Consider the following 15,140-nt stretch of genomic DNA (forward strand, 5'->3'; position numbering starts at 1 on the left):
ATCCGGCTAGGCATCGGGATCGGCGCCGAACAAGCGGCCGAGCCCGGGCGCCCAGCGCTGCCAGCCGCCGTTGAGCGATCCCCATTCCCAGATCGCGGTGAACAACAGCGCGCCGAAAATTCCCATGCCGAGCGTCAGCGGCTGCCAATGGCCGAACCAGGCCGCGGCGCCGATCGCGAGCAGCAGCGCGCAGCCGAGCATATGCGAAAAGGGCGGCAGCGGCCGATCGTTCGTCGCGCGCTTGAACCCCATATTGCCGACGAGGAAGAGCAGCGCGCCGCCGACGGCAACGGCGAGATAGGCCGGCTCGATATGCCCCTTGGGGTGGGCGAGCAGCATTTCGTCGGCGACCGCCGAGACGACGAGCCCCGCGACGATCGGGATATGCCAATAGGTATAGGCGTTGCGCGCGAGAAGGCCGGCGTCGCCGCTCACCTCGATCAGCTTGCTCCCGCGCACCGCGCCGGTGTCGAAATAGAGCCACCACAGCGCCGCGCTGCCCAGGAAGCAGGTCACGAAAGCCGTCCAGTGGAGCGCGTCCTGTGGCAACGTCGCAAAGGTCGCGCCGGTGACGAGCACCCCCTCACCCAGCGCAATGATGATGAACAGCGCGCAGCGTTCGGCCATATGCGCCCCGGCGATGTCCCAGTCAGCCGCGTTCGACCGGCCCAGCCCTGGCGTCGCAAAAAAGGCGAAGGGACCGGCATATTCGATGGCGAGCGCCGCCGCCCAGCACAGCATCCGCACCTCGGCATCGGCGAAGCAGCCCGCGATCCACAGGGGCAGGGTGAGCAGCGACCAGAAGGCGATGCGCGCGAAATTGCGTGCGCGCCCGTCGTGGATCCCCCAGCTTGCCCAGACGACATAAAGCGACCGCCCCAATTGCATCGAACAATAAGCGGCGGCGAACAGCCAGCCATTCTTGCCGAACGCGTAGGGAATGGCACTCGACAGCGCGAGCCCCGCGAGCATCAGCAGGATCAGCATCAGGCGGACATTGGCGCGGTCGGGGTTGAGCCAGTTCGCAACCCAGGTCGTGTAAATCCACACCCACCAGACCGCGAACAGCAGGATCAGCGCCTGCAACGCCCCCATCAGCGACAGATGCGCGAGCAGACCGTGCGAAAGCTGGGTTATCGCGAAGACGAAAACGAGGTCGAAGAACAGCTCGATATAGGTGACTGGCGCATGGCCGTGCGCGTCACGCGCCCGAAACAGATTGGTCCTCGCCATCGACGCTCGCCCTCCCCTTCATAAGTTTGCGCCACTGGCCGGGAGACATAGCAAGCCTGCGCCGAAACACAGAACAAAGATGCGCGTGACTCGAAAAGCCGGTTGCAAAGGCGATTTCGGCGACGCTCAGCGGCCGGTTAAGCAGAAACCAGCAGGCGCGGCGCAGCCGCTGATGCAGCACATATTGCGCCGGCGTGCGCCCCGTCGCGCGCGCGAACTGGACGATCAGATTATTGACCGACATGCCGGCTTCCTCGGCAAGTTCGTGCACCGACAGCTGGGTTTCGAGGCCCTTCTGGATATAACGCATCAGATCGTCGATGCGCCGCGCGATGCCCGGCTGTACCGGAAGCGTTGCCGTGGTTGCGAGCCGTTCGGCGATCGCGGCGATGAGCGCGTCGCCCGCCTGGGCATCGCCCGCCGCGAGCGCGCGGGCGAGCGCCGCCATCGCCGGATCGTCATGCCCCGCGATCGCCCGCGCATGGGGCGAAACGGCGAGCCGGTGGTGCGGAATTTCGACCTCGATGCTACGCACCGCGCCGCCCTGCGCCGTCGCACGATATTCGTGACCGAAGGGCGCCAGCCACATTTCGCCGGGGATCGGATCGCCAAGCGATGTTCGCCGTCCGTCGAGCCAGGTCTCGAGCCAGTGGTAGCTGCCCGCTTCGTAAAGGATCAGCATGTGACAATCGCCAGACACCGTCCAACTGCTCGGGCCGTCGATCCGGTCGACCTTGGCGATTGCCCTGACTTCTCCCGCGTTCATCCAGCGAATATGCCGAATGCGGGAGAATCTGAAAGCCTGCAATATAGGCCAAATCTATGGTTAAATCGCACCTTCAGTTTTTGGGTCGCAAACCAGTGGACGGACTGAAGGTGCACCCCAAAACCGACCCCTCCGGCGGGCGACTGTTATAGTCGTCCGCCGTTTTTCGGGCTCCGCTAAACGGCGACGCGGGTCAGTTTGCGGCGAGAAATTCGTCCATCGCGGCGTTGACCGCATCGGGCGCTTCCCAAGGCACAAAATGGCCGCAGCCCGGCACCTTCACGATGGAGATATCGGGCACCAGTTCTTCGATCCCGTCGAGATTGCACGGGGGCAGCGCGACATCGTCGAGCGCCCAGACGACCAGCGTCGGGATCGTCAGCTTCGGAAAAGGCATCGCGGGCGGCTCGGCATAGGGGTCGTCCATTGCGGGCACATTGGCGGGCGAACCGCGATACCAGTTGATCATTGCGCGGCAGGTGTCGCGATCCTCCCAATCCTTGAGCAGCCGGGCGATCTCGTCGGGCGGCTGGATCCCGCCGCTCGGCACCCTGCCCGCAAAGGCATGGGCAAGGATGCCCGCGATGCCATGCTCCTCGATAATCGCATCGCTGGCAGGATCGCGGAAGGTGCGGATATACTGGCTCGCGGCGCGCTGCTCGGCATTGGTCAGCAGCAGGCGCTGAAAGATCGCAGGGTGCGGCGCATTGGCGATGACCGCCCGCGTGACGCGGCCCGACCATTCGGGATGCAGCCCTCCTGGCTGACCGCCGAGCGCCACGCCCCACGCGATCGCCCCACCCCAATCATGCCCGACGACCGTAAAATCGCCGACGTCCAGCGCGTCGGCGAGCGCAAAGATATCGGCGATCAGCTTGTCGGGGGTGTAGGAGGCGGCGTCCTGCGGCTTCGACGACCCGCGATAGCCGCGCTGATCGGGCGCGATGCAGCGGAAATGCTGCGCGAAATGCGGCAGCTGAAAGCGCCAGGTGCGGTGCGATTCGGGAAAGCCGTGGAGGAATATCAGCACCGGCGCATCGCGCGGCCCCATATCAACAACGTCGAGTTCGACCCCCGTCGCCAGCCTGACCCGCACCTGATCGAAATCGCCGCTCATGCATCGCTCCTCTGGTTTCATTTCAAAACCGTCTGGCCGAGCGCGGCGCCGCTGGCAAGCTGCAACAAATGGCGGGTCGGTGGCGACTGCGGCGGCGTTTGGCGGATTGGCGGCATTGGGTTGGAGAGCGGACGTTGCGGCAAATCGCCTTGCGTTCGCCGGCGCAAGCCGGGGTGCAAGTCCGGGATGACGATGCCGTAAATATCGTACTTCGGTCGCAACCCGACCACCGCATCCGCTTGCACGCACCCACGCATCCGCTAAAGACGCCCGATGGATCAGATCGTCATTCGCGGCGGCCAGCGACTCAAGGGCCGTATCCCCATCTCGGGCGCCAAGAACGCCGCGCTCACCCTTCTACCCTGTGCGCTGCTGACCGACGAGCCGCTGACCCTGCGCAACCTGCCGCGGCTCGCCGACGTCGATGGCTTCGGGCATCTGCTCAACCAGCTCGGCTGTTCGACGACGATCGAAGGATCGCGGCCCGAGGATTTCGGCCGCGTGATGACCGCGCGCGCGACGACGCTGACCTCGACCGTCGCACCCTATGACATCGTCCGCAAGATGCGCGCGTCGATCCTCGTGCTCGGCCCGCTGCTCGCGCGCGCGGGCGAAGCCACCGTGTCGCTGCCGGGCGGCTGCGCCATCGGCAATCGCCCGATCGACCTGCATCTGAAGGCGCTGGAAGCGTTCGGCGCCGAGATCGAGCTCGCGTCGGGCTATGTGAAGGCCGTCGCCCCCGGCGGGCGCCTTGCCGGCGGCAAGTTCACCTTCCCCGTCGTCTCGGTCGGCGCGACCGAAAATGCGGTGATGGCGGCAGTTCTCGCCAAGGGCACCTGCGTTCTCGAAAACGCCGCGCGCGAGCCCGAGATCGTCGATCTGTGCAACTGCCTGGTCGCGATGGGCGCGCATATCGACGGCATCGGGACCGAAACGCTGACGATCGAAGGCGTCGACCGCCTGCATGGCGCGACCTATCGCGTGATGGCCGACCGCATCGAGGCGGGCAGCTACGCCTGCGCCGCGGTGATCACCCAGGGCGATGTCGAACTGGTCGGTGCCAAGGCCGACGAGATGGAAGCGACGCTCGCCGCGCTGCGCGAAGCCGGTGCGACGGTCGAGACGACCAAGGCCGGGATCCGCGTCGCTATGGACGGCCGCGCCGAGCCCGTCACGCTATCGACCGCGCCCTACCCCGGCTTTGCCACCGACATGCAGGCGCAGTTCATGGCGATGGCGACGCTCGGTACGGGCGCCTCGCTGTTCACCGAGACGATCTTTGAAAACCGCTACATGCACGTCCCCGAACTCGCGCGCATGGGCTGCGACATCCAGGTCAAGGGCCGCACCGCGATCGTCCGCGGCGTCGATCATCTGGTCGGCGCGCCGGTGATGGCGACCGACCTGCGCGCATCGATGAGCCTGATCATCGCGGGGCTGGCGGCGCAGGGCCAGACCGAGGTCAACCGCGTCTATCACCTCGACCGCGGCTATGAGCGGCTGGAGGAAAAGCTGCAGGCGGTCGGCGCCGATATCGAACGGATCAGCGCGGGCTAGTCGCTCTCGACCGGCATCGACACCATATTGCCGCTGACGGAGGGTTTGGCAGGCCGTTTCGCGACCGCGATCACCAGTCCGACAAGCGCGACCGCGCCGCCCGCGATCGACAGCGGCGCCCAGTGATACCCCTCGAGCGCGGTCGAAAAGCCCATCGCGATGATCGGTATGAGCACGCTCGACCACGCCGCCTGGCCCGGCCCCACCGCGCGGATGACGCCGAAATAGAGCGGAAAGGTCACTGCGCTCGCAATGACGCCGAGATAGAAGACGCCGCCGATATAGGCCGGCGTCGCCTCGATCTGCGGCTGACCGGTGGTGATCCACGCAAAGGCGCCGTCGGCAAGCGCGCCGAACAGCATGGCCCACGCGATCATCACGATCATCGACTGCGCGCGCGCGAAATGCGTCCCCTGCATCACATTGGAAATCGAGGCGCTGAGCACCCCCGACAGGGTGAGCGCGGTTCCGATCAGCACGGCGTGCGCGTCGAGCGCGGCGGCGCGATATTCGTGCAGGATCATCATCGCCACCCCGACGATCGCAATCCCCGCCCCCGCCAGAAAGCGCCCCTCGACCGGCGTGCGGAGGAACAGGCGGCCAAGCAACGTGTTGGGAACGATCAGCAACGCGAACAGCACCGCCACCAGCCCCGACGTGATATGCTGTTCGGCGCGGTAGACGAAATTGAAGTTGAAGGCGAATTGCGCGACGCCGAGCATGGCGGCAAATGCCAGCGCGCGCGGACCCGGCATCAATTGCTCACGGCGGACGACGGCAAAGGCGAACATTGCCGCCGCCGCAACCGCAAAACGATAGGTGACCGACCAGCTCGGCGGTACGATGCCAAGCTGTCCCTTGATGACGATCCAGGTCGACCCCCAGATCAGCGTTACCAGCGCAAAGGGAAGCAGGACGCGCGGGCTGAGCAGCGACGCCGACGGTGCGGTCATAGCGCCGCGATCGCGGCGGCGAGCGGCGCCACTGCGGCGGCATCCTGGTCCCAGCTCGTGACAAGACGAGCGGCGCCCTCGCCCCAATCGTAAAAGTCGAAGCCCCGGGCGCGCAGGTCGGCGGCTTCCTCGGCGCTCAGCCGCACGAAGAGTTCGTTCGCCTCGACGGGGTGCATCAGCCGGTCGCCGCACGCCTGCGCGAGCGCCTGCGCGCCGGCGTTGGCGGCGCGCGCATTGGCGAGCCACAGATCGTCCTTCAGCATCGCGCGAATCTGCGCTGCGACGAAGCGTCCCTTGCTGAGCAGATGTCCGCCGCGCTTCTTGAGCTCGCGCACCCCCGCCCCGCCGCTGCCACCAAAGAAAACCAGTGCCTCGGCCATCATCGCACCATTTTTGGTGAAACCGAACGACAGCGCATCGACTCCCGCGCGCCACGTCACATCGGCGGGCGAACAGCCGGCGAAGGCGACTGCATTGGCAAAACGCGCGCCATCCATATGCAGCTTCATGCCATTGGCGCGCGCTATTTCACTGATTTCGCGCACTTCGTCCGGCCGCCACGCCAGGCCATATTCGGTGGCGTTGGTGATGCTGATCGCGGCGGGCTGCACCTGATGCACATCCCTGCGGATACCGGCGATCCGCGCCTTCAGCGCATCGGCGTCGATCTTCGCGCCCGCGCCCGGCAGCGTCATCAGCTTGGCGCCGCCCGAATAGAAGGTCGGCGCGCCGCATTCGTCGACTTCGATATGCGCCTCTTCATAGCAGAGGATGCCCTGCCACGGCCGCACGAAATGGGCGAGGATGATGCTGTTCGCCGCGGTGCCGGTCGCGATCCACACCACCTCGCAAGAGGTTTCGAACAGGTCTGAAAAGGCCGCGTCGAGCGACCGGCTGATCGCGTCGCCGTCATAGGCGGTGTCGACATGATTGGCGGCGACGAGCGCCTCCATTACGGCGGGATGGACGGCGGCGGCATTGTCCGAAAAAAAGCGCATGGCGGTCATGACGTCGCCCTTAGCGCAGGATGTGACGTCATGCTAAGCCGTTATTTGTGAAATTCAGTGCCATTCGTTCGCGAAATCGAGACAATATACTTTCCAAAGGAAGTTAATGGCGACGGCGATAGATTTTCCGGCCCAGCGAGCGCGACCAGCGCACATAATAAGCGCCGGGCAGTAGCAGGCGCGTGGCGATGCCATGCGTCGTTACGATCAGGGCAAAGCGTGGCAGCCAGACAAGGGAGGGCATCCATTCGTGACGGGCGGAATCATGGGCGGGCGGCGCATCCATATGCTGTTCTCCGAGTCCGCCCCATGCCGCAAATTAGCATAGGCGACCGGAAATGAAGACCGGAAACGGCATGTCGCGCGACCATCGGCCCGGCAATCCGGTTCAACCGCCGCTGAGACTGTTTATCGTGAAAGCGATGACGCCGATGTTGAAGACGAAAGCGGCAAAGCTCTGGACCAGCGCGATGCGGCGCCAATGCGGGCTGTGGATCTCCACATCGCTGGTCTGAAAGGTCATCCCCAGCGTGTAGGCGAAATAGGCGAAATCCCAATATCCGGGCTGGCGCTCGCCGGGAAATTCGATGCCGCCGCGATACTCGCCCTTGCGATCGGGCGCGTAGAACAGATGCGCATAGTGCAGCGCGAACACCATGTTGAAGAACAGCCAGGCGACGAGCAGCGTGCCGAGCACCAAAATCTTCTGCCAGAGCAGCGGCGCGTCGGCGCGGCCGTGGAGAATGAAGCCGACGCCGAACAGCACAAGCATCAGCACCGCGACGGTGATCGCGAGCGAGATGAGCTGATCGGGATCGTTGCGCTGGGCCTGTTCGCGGATCGCGCCATTGCCGTCGCGGAACAGCGGCACCAGCGTTGCGAAGAAGACCAGTGCTGCGGTGACGAAGCCGAGCAGCGCCGCCTCGGGCCAAGCGAAGCGCAGATGAAAGAGCAGTATGTCGGCGAGCAGGACGGTGAACAGCACAAAGCGCCACGGCACCCGGGCCCGCCGGATCGCCGTCTTGCCCGTCTGCGTCACCGATCGCGCTTCGCGAGCAACTTGAGACGCAGCGCGTTCAGCTTGATGAAGCCCGCCGCATCCTTCTGGTCATAAGCGCCGGCATCATCCTCGAACGTTACATGCGCTTCGCTGTAGAGGCTGTTCGGCGACTTGCGGCCGACGACGCTGGCATTGCCCTTGTAGAGCTTCAGGCGGACGGTGCCGCTCACCTTTTCCTGACTGTGGTCGATCGCGGCCTGCAGCATCTCGCGCTCGGGCGCGAACCAGAAGCCATTGTAGATGAGCTCGGCATATTTCGGCATCAGCTCGTCCTTTAGGTGCGCCGCGCCGCGATCGAGCGTGATGCTTTCGATCCCGCGATGCGCCCGGGCATAGATTTCGCCGCCCGGCGTTTCGTACATACCGCGCGACTTCATGCCGACGAAGCGGTTTTCGACGAGGTCGAGGCGGCCGATGCCATGCTTGCGGCCAAGGTCGTTGAGCGCCGCAAGCAGCGTCGCGGGCGACATCGCCTGACCGTTGAGCGCGACGCCATCGCCGCGTTCGAAATCGATCGTGATATATTCGGGCGCGTCGGGTGCATCCTCGGGATTCACGGTGCGCGAATAGACGTAATCGGGCGTTTCCTGCCACGGATCCTCGAGCACCTTGCCTTCCGAGGACGTGTGCAGCAGGTTCGCGTCGGTCGAGAAGGGGCTTTCGCCGCGCTTGTCCTTCGGCACCGGAATCTGGTTCTTTTCGGCGAAGTCGATCAGCGCGGTGCGGCTCGTCAGATCCCATTCGCGCCACGGCGCGATCACCTTGATGTCGGGGTTGAGCGCATAACAGGACAGTTCGAAGCGCACCTGGTCATTGCCCTTGCCCGTCGCGCCGTGCGCCACCGCGTCGGCGCCCGTTTCGCGCGCGATTTCGACCAGCCGCTTCGAAATCAACGGCCGCGCGATCGACGTGCCGAGCAGATAATCGCCTTCATAACGCGCATTGGCGCGCATCATCGGGAAAACGAAGTCGCGCACGAATTCCTCGCGCACATCGTCGATATAGATATGCTCGGGCTTGATCCCCATCAGCTCGGCCTTGGCCCGCGCCGGTTCGAGTTCCTCGCCCTGTCCCAGATCGGCGGTGAAGGTCACCACCTCGCACCCATAGGTGACCTGCAGCCATTTCAGGATGACGCTGGTGTCGAGTCCCCCTGAATAGGCAAGGACGACGCGCTTGATGGATTCGGACATGGCAGCACCTTCTGGCGGGAAATGACGCGGGCGCGGCTAGCAGGACTGCCGACGCGGCGCAACGGCCCGATCGGAAAAAGAGACGGAAAACTGCGAAACTTCACGCGCAAATCATAGTCGCGCAGCCGCTGGCGGCCTCAACGGCAGCCCAAACGCGACAAGAGAACCGAGGCGCAGGGTCAAACTATCTCCCTCTTCGCTTTAGGGGCGATCGGGTCGAAGCGGCGAAGCGGCGAAGCGGCGAAGCGATCAATATGGGTGGAAATAAACGGCATAAACAGGAGGCTAGCGCGACCCGGTTTTGTAGGACAGCGACTTTCTGGGATGAAATGGCGGCATCCGACCGGTTGCGGACTTATTTTCCTTCGTCATCCCGGACTTGATCAGGGATCCATTCACGCAGCGTCGGAATAATGGATCCCTGATCAAGTCCGGGATGACGACTGAGGTGGAGCCCAGCATCTATATGTGTTCCCCGGCGAAGGCCGGGGCCTAGGGCTTTACGGCACCGACGTCAGCGTTCGACGCCCTAGACCCCGGCTTTCGCCGGGGAACACGAAGCGGTGAGCGGCGAAGTCCCCTTCCACCCCGAAGCAGACCCCTGTCGCCCTTCCCATCGCGAGGCTAAAGATAATGCCCCTCGGCTTCAGCCATATAGTCGCGGGTCAGCGGCAGGGCGTGGCGGCTGCGGGCGAACTGGATCTGGTAATTGCCCATCCCGCCGCTTTCGAAGGCCGCGGTGGCGCCGGCCAGGTAGAAGGTCCACATGCGATAGAAGCGTTCGTCCATCATGGCGACGATCTCGCCCCGATGCGCCAGCGTGCGCGCATACCATTGGCGCAGCGTAAGCGCATAATGCAGCCGCAGCGTTTCGACGTCGGTGACGATCAGCCGGCTCTTTTCGCTCGCCGCGACCGTTTCGCTGAGCGCGGGGATATAGCCGCCGGGGAAGATATATTTGCGCGTGAAGGCGTCGGTCGCGCCGGGTTTACCGAAACGGCCGATGGTGTGGAGCAGCATCACGCCGTCGGCGGTCATCAGATTGGCGCAGGCGCGAAAGAAGGTTTCGAAATTGGCGGCGCCGACATGTTCGAACATGCCCACCGACACGATCCGGTCGAAACCCCCGACCTCGCGCTCGGCAAGGTCGCGATAGTCGATCAGTTCGAAGCGCACCCGGTCGGCCACACCCGCCGCCGTGGCGCGTTCGCGGGCGAGCGCGAGCTGTTCTTCGGACAGGGTGATCCCCAGCACCTCGACCCGTTCGAGCTGCGCGAGGGCGATCGCCATGCCGCCCCATCCGCAGCCGATGTCGAGCACGCGCTGCCCCGGCGCGAGCGCCAGCTTGGCCGCGATATGCGCCTTTTTCGCCGCCTGAGCATCCTCCAGCGTCATGTCGGGGCGCGGCCAATAGGCGCAGCTATATTGCATGTCGCTGTCGAGGAAGAGGCGGTAGAGGTCGTTGCCGATGTCGTAATGATGCGCGACATTCGCGCGCGACGAGCGCCGGCGGTTGATCGAATTGAGCCGCGTCTTCATCCCCTCGATCCATTCGCCGAGCGCGGTCTTGTCCTTGAGCTTTGCGCCGCGGTCCCACGGCGTGTTCGCGCGCAGCAGGCCGATCAGCTCCATGATATCGCCCTGAACGATCTCCATCTCGCCGTCCATGAAGGCTTCGGCGGCGCCGAGCCGCGGATCGAGGATGATGCGGCGCATCCCCTTTCGCGTGGTAAAACGCACCGTCACTTCGGGATAGCCGGCGGCTGGCGCGCCGAAGCTTTCGCTGCTCCCGTCCGGCGACAGGACGGTCAGCTGGCCGTGACGGATGACGCGGGCCAGGAACGGGCGGAGAATGGACATGGGTGCGACCTTTTTTTGCGTCTTGCCTGCCCCCTGCGGCCCCCTAAATACCCGCATACCATTCATAATCAATGCGGTCTTCCCAGAAGCCGCCCTTCCCCGCCCCCACCTTTTCGAGGCTGGCGACCGCTTCGATGCCGGTCAGATATTTGGCATGCTTGTAACCGAGCTGCCGCTCGATCCGCAGCCGCAACGGCGCGCCGTTGGCGATCGGCAATACCGATCCGTTGAGCGCCCACGCAAGGATGGTTTGCGGATGAAGCGCATCGACCATGTCGCAGCTTTCATAATAAGCCGCGCCTCCGATCCGGTCGGCACAATGAAAGACGATATAGCGCGCCGCATCGCGCACCCCTGCCGCTGCCAACACTTGGCGCAGTTGCGGCCCCATCCATTCGGCGATCGCGCTCCAGCCCTCGACGCAGTCGTGGCGGGTGATCTGCCGACGTTGCGGCATCGCCCGCAAATCGGCGAGCGACAGCGACAAGGGCCGCGCGACCAGCCCCGATACGCGAACACGCCAGTCGGCAAAGCCGTTCGCGGCGTGCGCGGCATAGTCTGCCCCTTCGGGCAGGCGGGTGCCGTTGGCGCGAAAGACGGGCGACAGGTCGGCGCGGCCATATTCGGGGGCGAGGGCGTCGCGATCCGTCAGCGCCCGCTGGCTGGCGCGGTTCATCTCCTCGCCCATCGACAGGATCTTGCGCACTGCGGGCGCCTCGTTGACCCGATCGCACGCAGCGAGCAGCGGCAGCGCGGCCGCCATACCGCCCGCGCGGACGATCAGTTCGCGTCGCGGCAGGATCAGGCCGGTCATGCGTTTTCTCCCACGCGAGGCTTGTCGGCCGGCAGACGGAACCAGCCCGTAAGCATCGAGCGCAGTTCGTTGACCGGCCCGGCGAGCAGCACCATCGCGATATGGACGAGGAAGAAGGCGACGAGCGCCCAGGCCAGGATGAAATGGATCGAGCGCGCCGACTGGCGCCCGCCGAACAGGTCGAGCAGCCACGGCGCCGCGGCGTTCATCCCCGGCGACATCGTCAGCCCGGTTGCGATCATCAGCGGCAGCAGCACGAAGATCACGCCGATATAGCTGAGCTTTTGCAGGATATTGTACCGCGCCGCCGCTTCGCCCGTCGGAAAGCGCAGCCGGGCGTGATCCTTGATATCCTGCCAGATATGCCCCGGCGACCATTCGGGGCGCCGGACGTGCAGATCCTTGCGCAAATGCCCGCCGATCGCGGTCCACAGCATATAGAGCGTCAGGCTGATCGCCAGCACCCAGGCGAAGAAGAGGTGCCAGCGCCGCCCGTCGGCAAGGCTGTAGCTGGTGGGAATCGTCGCCCAGCCCGGAAAGGCCCAGGTCTTCGTCGCACCATTGGCGTCGGTCCAGCGGCCAAGCACACCCGTCGTGTCGATCTCGACCGCGGCAATGCGGAGGTAGCCGCGATTCGCCTTCGACCCGATCGACAGCCACGGCTGGTCGTAGTTCGCGCCATATTGCCCCCAATAGAGGCGCGGGTGCGCGTTGAAGATCATCAGCCCGCTCATCAGCATGACGAGCAGCGTCGCGGCGTTGATCCAGTGCCAAAGCCGCGTCGGCAGCCGATGGCGATAGACGCGCGGCGGCGGGGCGGCCGCGGGGGCGACGGGGGACTGGTCCTCTTCCATATCCCTCATTCGCTCCCGCTCCCTCTCCGGTTACGCCGTCGTTGCGATCATGCCGCGGGCTGAGCCGCAAATTCCTCGCGATATTTGTTGCGCAGGCTGACCTTGTCGATCTTTTCGCTGCCCAGCTTCGGCAGCGCATCGGTTGCCATCCAGATGCGATAGGGCACCTTGAACGCCGCCAGCCGCTCCTGCAGGAAGGCCGTCAGTTCGTTTGCATCGACGCTGCTCTCGGGTTTCAGCCACACGACCGCGCCGACTACTTCGCCCAGCCGCTCGTCGGGCAGGCCGAACACCGCGCATTCGTTGACGTCGGCATGTTCGTAGATCGCCGCCTCGACCTCCTGACAGCTGATATTCTCGCCGCCGCGGATGATGATGTCCTTCTTGCGATCGACGATGAACAGATAGCCGTCGGCATCAAGATAGCCGAGGTCGCCGGTGCGGAAATAGCCATTGTCGAAAAAGGCCGCCTTGGTCGCCGCCGGATTGTTCCAATAGCCTTCGAAATTGCAGATCGACCGGATGCATACTTCGCCGACCTGTCCCTGCGCGAGCGCCGCGCCATTGTCGTCGAGGATCGCAAGATCGACGAGCGGTTTCGACGCCGGGCCGGTCGAAAGCGGCTTTTCGACGTAATTTTCGTTGATGATGCCGCAGCCCACGGCGTTGGTTTCGGTAAGGCCATAGCCGAGCAGCGGCTTGCCCTCGCCCATTTCGGTCGCCAGGCGCTTCACATGTTCGGGCGGGCGCGGCGCCCCGCCGCCGGCGTAGCTCTTGCACGTCGACAGATCGTAATTCTTGCGGTTCGGATGGACGAGAATCTCGTAGCTCATCAGCGGCACGCCGACGAAATAATTGACCTGTTCGTCCTGGATCAGCCGCATCGCCTCTTCGGCATTCCACTTCGGCATCAGCACAAGCTTCCGGCCGAGCGCGAAGCTTTGCAGGAACACCGGGATTTCGGCGGTGACGTGGAACAGCGGGGTGCAGATCAGCGTCGCGGGCTGAATATCGGACATCTGCCCGTCTTCGGTCAGAAGATGGACGATGCTCGCGGTCTGGGTGACATAGTTGAAGATCGCCTGGACCACCGAACGGTGACGCGAATAGGCGCCCTTCGACTGACCCGTCGAACCGGAGGTAAAGAGAATCGTCGCCAGATCATCACCCGTCAGCGCGGGCAAGGCGGTGTCGGCGCTGCCGCTGACCGGCGCGATCGCTTCGGCGATCGGGCGCGTGATGTCGAGCGTCACGACCTTGGCACTGTGCGTCACGCCGGGTTCGGCCAGTCGCGCCGCGCGCTGCGGATCGGCGATCACCAGCTTCGCCTCCGCATCCTCGATTCCCGCGGCCAGCTCGCCGCCCTGCCACCAGCCGTTGAGCAGGGTCGCGCAGCCGCCCGCAAGCAGGATGCCGAGGTAGCTGACGCACCAGACATTGGCATTGCGCATCGCCAGCCCGACACGGTCGCCGCGCGCGACGCCGTGCGTTTCGATCAGTCCCGCCGCAACTTTCCGCGCGGCGGCATAGACCTGTTTGAAGCTCAGCCTTTCATCGCCTTCGACCAGAAAGGTGGCGTCGCCATGCTGCGCACAAAAAAACGCAACATAGTCGCCCAGATTCGTCGGCGCATTGGTGATGAAGGGCAGCGAACGCCCGTCCTTTTCGATGGATCCGACCTGGATCGGCCCGCCCGGGCCGGTGATCAGTTCATATGCGGCGTCCAGGCGCAGATCGAGCGCGGATGGCATCCTGTATCTCTCCTCTTGGTCTCGTGGCGCTTACCCCTTATGGGGAAGCCCTCTCCTGGGGAAGGTTCCGAGAATATATGTTTCTTTTTGCAACCCTAGCCGAAGCAACGCAATATGTGAACTTCCATGACCTGATGGGAGACAATAGCGCGATTGCCTTTTCGGTATTCGGGCTACCGATCCGTTGGTACGCCCTCGCCTATCTCGCGGGCATTTTCGTCGGCTATTGGTATCTTACCAAGCTGATCGACCAGCCGGGCTCGCCGATGGCGCCCCGTCACGCCGACGACATGATCTTCTATGCGATGCTGGGAATCATCCTGGGCGGACGCATCGGCTATGTCCTGTTCTACAATCTGGAATCCTACATTCGCGACCCCGCCGCGGTCTTTCGCCTCTGGGACGGCGGCATGTCGCTGCACGGCGGCGTGCTCGGCGTGCTGGTCGCGATCTGGTATGTGACGCGCAAGGAGAAGCTCAGCTTTCTGCGCTTTTGCGACTATGTTGCGTGCGTTGTGCCCTTCGGCCTCTTCTTCGGCCGCCTCGCCAATTTCGTGAACGGAGAGCTGTGGGGTCGCGCCACGACGGTGCCGTGGGCGATCATCTTTCCCGAAAGCGGGACGATGGACCCGCGACATCCCAGCCAGCTTTACGAAGCCGGGCTGGAAGGCATCGTCATGATGGCGGTGCTCGCCTGGTTCTTCTGGCGCACCGATGCGCGCTACAAGCCCGGATTCCTGTTCGGCATGGCCGCGATCCTCTATGGCGTCAGCCGTTTCGTCGTCGAATATTTCCGCGAGCCCGATGTCCAGCGCCAGTGGGTCGTCGATATGACCGGCCTGTCGATGGGCCAGTGGTTGACCGTGCCGATGCTGCTCGCCGGCATCTGGCTCGTTGCCACCGCCAAGGGCCGGCGCCAGCGCGTCGAACCCGTCGCGGGGTCCGACAGCATTGCCTGACGGACCGCCGACCCCC

Annotated in this window: 15 protein-coding genes; 2 read left to right on the forward strand and 13 right to left on the reverse strand. The window is 64.5% G+C overall.

The genetic code is table 11. The features are described 5' to 3' along the window. Window positions 1–6: 6 nt before the first annotated feature. The 4 genes from ACT17R_RS13705 to ACT17R_RS13720 form a co-directional block, all read right to left on the reverse strand. On the reverse strand, window positions 7–1,233 hold the full coding sequence (locus ACT17R_RS13705) for a low temperature requirement protein A (protein WP_062902022.1): 1,227 nt from the start codon (window positions 1,231–1,233) through the stop codon (window positions 7–9). Continuing rightward, window positions 1,202–1,999 (reverse strand): AraC family transcriptional regulator, encoded by a 798-nt coding sequence (locus tag ACT17R_RS13710; RefSeq protein WP_062902021.1) that lies wholly within the window; start codon window positions 1,997–1,999, stop codon window positions 1,202–1,204. The genes ACT17R_RS13705 and ACT17R_RS13710 overlap by 32 nt, the downstream gene beginning before the upstream one ends. Window positions 2,000–2,192: 193 nt before the next feature. Then, window positions 2,193–3,116, reverse strand: a complete 924-nt coding sequence (locus ACT17R_RS13715) for an alpha/beta fold hydrolase (protein ID WP_062902020.1) — start codon at window positions 3,114–3,116, stop codon at window positions 2,193–2,195. Window positions 3,117–3,133: 17 nt separating this feature from the next. Beyond that, window positions 3,134–3,361: a hypothetical protein gene (locus ACT17R_RS13720; protein WP_202988254.1), complete on the reverse strand. Its 228-nt coding sequence runs from the start codon at window positions 3,359–3,361 to the stop codon at window positions 3,134–3,136. A gap of 28 nt (window positions 3,362–3,389) precedes the next feature. On the opposite strand from ACT17R_RS13720, the gene murA reads away from it, so the two are divergent. Beyond that, window positions 3,390–4,673 (forward strand): UDP-N-acetylglucosamine 1-carboxyvinyltransferase, encoded by a 1,284-nt coding sequence (gene murA, locus ACT17R_RS13725; RefSeq protein WP_003049268.1) that lies wholly within the window; start codon window positions 3,390–3,392, stop codon window positions 4,671–4,673. Here murA and ACT17R_RS13730 read toward each other — a convergent pair. From ACT17R_RS13730 to ACT17R_RS13770, 9 genes are all read right to left on the reverse strand, one after another. Then, entirely contained in the window at window positions 4,670–5,626 is a 957-nt protein-coding gene (locus ACT17R_RS13730; protein ID WP_062902019.1) for a DMT family transporter, read from the reverse strand. The two genes, murA and ACT17R_RS13730, sit on opposite strands and share 4 nt — an antisense overlap. Further along, window positions 5,623–6,624 carry a threonine aldolase family protein gene (locus ACT17R_RS13735; RefSeq protein ID WP_062903144.1) on the reverse strand — a complete coding sequence of 334 codons (1,002 nt, stop codon included), beginning with the start codon at window positions 6,622–6,624 and terminating at the stop codon, window positions 5,623–5,625. Before ACT17R_RS13735 ends, ACT17R_RS13730 begins: the two co-directional genes overlap by 4 nt. Before the next feature lie 112 nt (window positions 6,625–6,736). Continuing rightward, window positions 6,737–6,919: a hypothetical protein gene (locus ACT17R_RS13740; RefSeq protein ID WP_444809612.1), complete on the reverse strand. Its 183-nt coding sequence runs from the start codon at window positions 6,917–6,919 to the stop codon at window positions 6,737–6,739. Window positions 6,920–7,021: 102 nt separating this feature from the next. After that, a complete protein-coding gene (locus ACT17R_RS13745; RefSeq protein ID WP_444809613.1) occupies window positions 7,022–7,672 on the reverse strand; it encodes a DUF1345 domain-containing protein in 651 nt (216 codons plus the stop codon). Further along, window positions 7,669–8,886: an argininosuccinate synthase gene (locus tag ACT17R_RS13750; RefSeq protein ID WP_062765536.1), complete on the reverse strand. Its 1,218-nt coding sequence runs from the start codon at window positions 8,884–8,886 to the stop codon at window positions 7,669–7,671. The genes ACT17R_RS13745 and ACT17R_RS13750 overlap by 4 nt, the downstream gene beginning before the upstream one ends. Window positions 8,887–9,510: 624 nt before the next feature. Beyond that, window positions 9,511–10,746 (reverse strand): class I SAM-dependent methyltransferase, encoded by a 1,236-nt coding sequence (locus ACT17R_RS13755; protein ID WP_444809614.1) that lies wholly within the window; start codon window positions 10,744–10,746, stop codon window positions 9,511–9,513. Between the two features lie 43 nt (window positions 10,747–10,789). Further along, entirely contained in the window at window positions 10,790–11,560 is a 771-nt protein-coding gene (locus tag ACT17R_RS13760; protein WP_234179433.1) for a molybdopterin-dependent oxidoreductase, read from the reverse strand. Then, window positions 11,557–12,414, reverse strand: a complete 858-nt coding sequence (locus tag ACT17R_RS13765; protein ID WP_062902014.1) for a cytochrome b/b6 domain-containing protein — start codon at window positions 12,412–12,414, stop codon at window positions 11,557–11,559. The genes ACT17R_RS13760 and ACT17R_RS13765 overlap by 4 nt, the downstream gene beginning before the upstream one ends. Window positions 12,415–12,461: 47 nt before the next feature. Beyond that, window positions 12,462–14,165, reverse strand: coding sequence for a class I adenylate-forming enzyme family protein (locus tag ACT17R_RS13770; RefSeq protein ID WP_062902013.1), 1,704 nt, complete (start codon window positions 14,163–14,165; stop codon window positions 12,462–12,464). 77 nt (window positions 14,166–14,242) lie between these two features. Between ACT17R_RS13770 and lgt the strand changes: the two genes are divergently transcribed. Further along, window positions 14,243–15,124: a prolipoprotein diacylglyceryl transferase gene (gene lgt / locus ACT17R_RS13775; RefSeq protein WP_062902012.1), complete on the forward strand. Its 882-nt coding sequence runs from the start codon at window positions 14,243–14,245 to the stop codon at window positions 15,122–15,124. Window positions 15,125–15,140: the final 16 nt, after the last annotated feature.

The sequence above is a fragment of the Sphingopyxis sp. Q841 genome (assembly GCF_052384365.1).
Taxonomy (GTDB): domain Bacteria; phylum Pseudomonadota; class Alphaproteobacteria; order Sphingomonadales; family Sphingomonadaceae; genus Sphingopyxis; species Sphingopyxis terrae_A.

What these genes read in the sequence shown, in the direction of transcription:
- ACT17R_RS13730 (WP_062902019.1), bottom strand. Translation starts at nt 5,626, where the DNA reads ATGACCGCACCGTCGGCGTCGCTGCTCAGCCCGCGCGTCCTGCTTCCC.
- lgt (WP_062902012.1), top strand. Translation starts at nt 14,243, where the DNA reads ATGTTTCTTTTTGCAACCCTAGCCGAAGCAACGCAATATGTGAACTTC.
- ACT17R_RS13705 (WP_062902022.1), bottom strand. Translation starts at nt 1,233, where the DNA reads ATGGCGAGGACCAATCTGTTTCGGGCGCGTGACGCGCACGGCCATGCG.
- ACT17R_RS13735 (WP_062903144.1), bottom strand. Translation starts at nt 6,624, where the DNA reads ATGCGCTTTTTTTCGGACAATGCCGCCGCCGTCCATCCCGCCGTAATG.
- ACT17R_RS13715 (WP_062902020.1), bottom strand. Translation starts at nt 3,116, where the DNA reads ATGAGCGGCGATTTCGATCAGGTGCGGGTCAGGCTGGCGACGGGGGTC.
- ACT17R_RS13750 (WP_062765536.1), bottom strand. Translation starts at nt 8,886, where the DNA reads ATGTCCGAATCCATCAAGCGCGTCGTCCTTGCCTATTCAGGGGGACTC.
- murA (WP_003049268.1), top strand. Translation starts at nt 3,390, where the DNA reads ATGGATCAGATCGTCATTCGCGGCGGCCAGCGACTCAAGGGCCGTATC.
- ACT17R_RS13740 (WP_444809612.1), bottom strand. Translation starts at nt 6,919, where the DNA reads ATGGATGCGCCGCCCGCCCATGATTCCGCCCGTCACGAATGGATGCCC.
- ACT17R_RS13710 (WP_062902021.1), bottom strand. Translation starts at nt 1,999, where the DNA reads ATGAACGCGGGAGAAGTCAGGGCAATCGCCAAGGTCGACCGGATCGAC.
- ACT17R_RS13760 (WP_234179433.1), bottom strand. Translation starts at nt 11,560, where the DNA reads ATGACCGGCCTGATCCTGCCGCGACGCGAACTGATCGTCCGCGCGGGC.
- ACT17R_RS13755 (WP_444809614.1), bottom strand. Translation starts at nt 10,746, where the DNA reads ATGTCCATTCTCCGCCCGTTCCTGGCCCGCGTCATCCGTCACGGCCAG.
- ACT17R_RS13765 (WP_062902014.1), bottom strand. Translation starts at nt 12,414, where the DNA reads ATGGAAGAGGACCAGTCCCCCGTCGCCCCCGCGGCCGCCCCGCCGCCG.
- ACT17R_RS13770 (WP_062902013.1), bottom strand. Translation starts at nt 14,165, where the DNA reads ATGCCATCCGCGCTCGATCTGCGCCTGGACGCCGCATATGAACTGATC.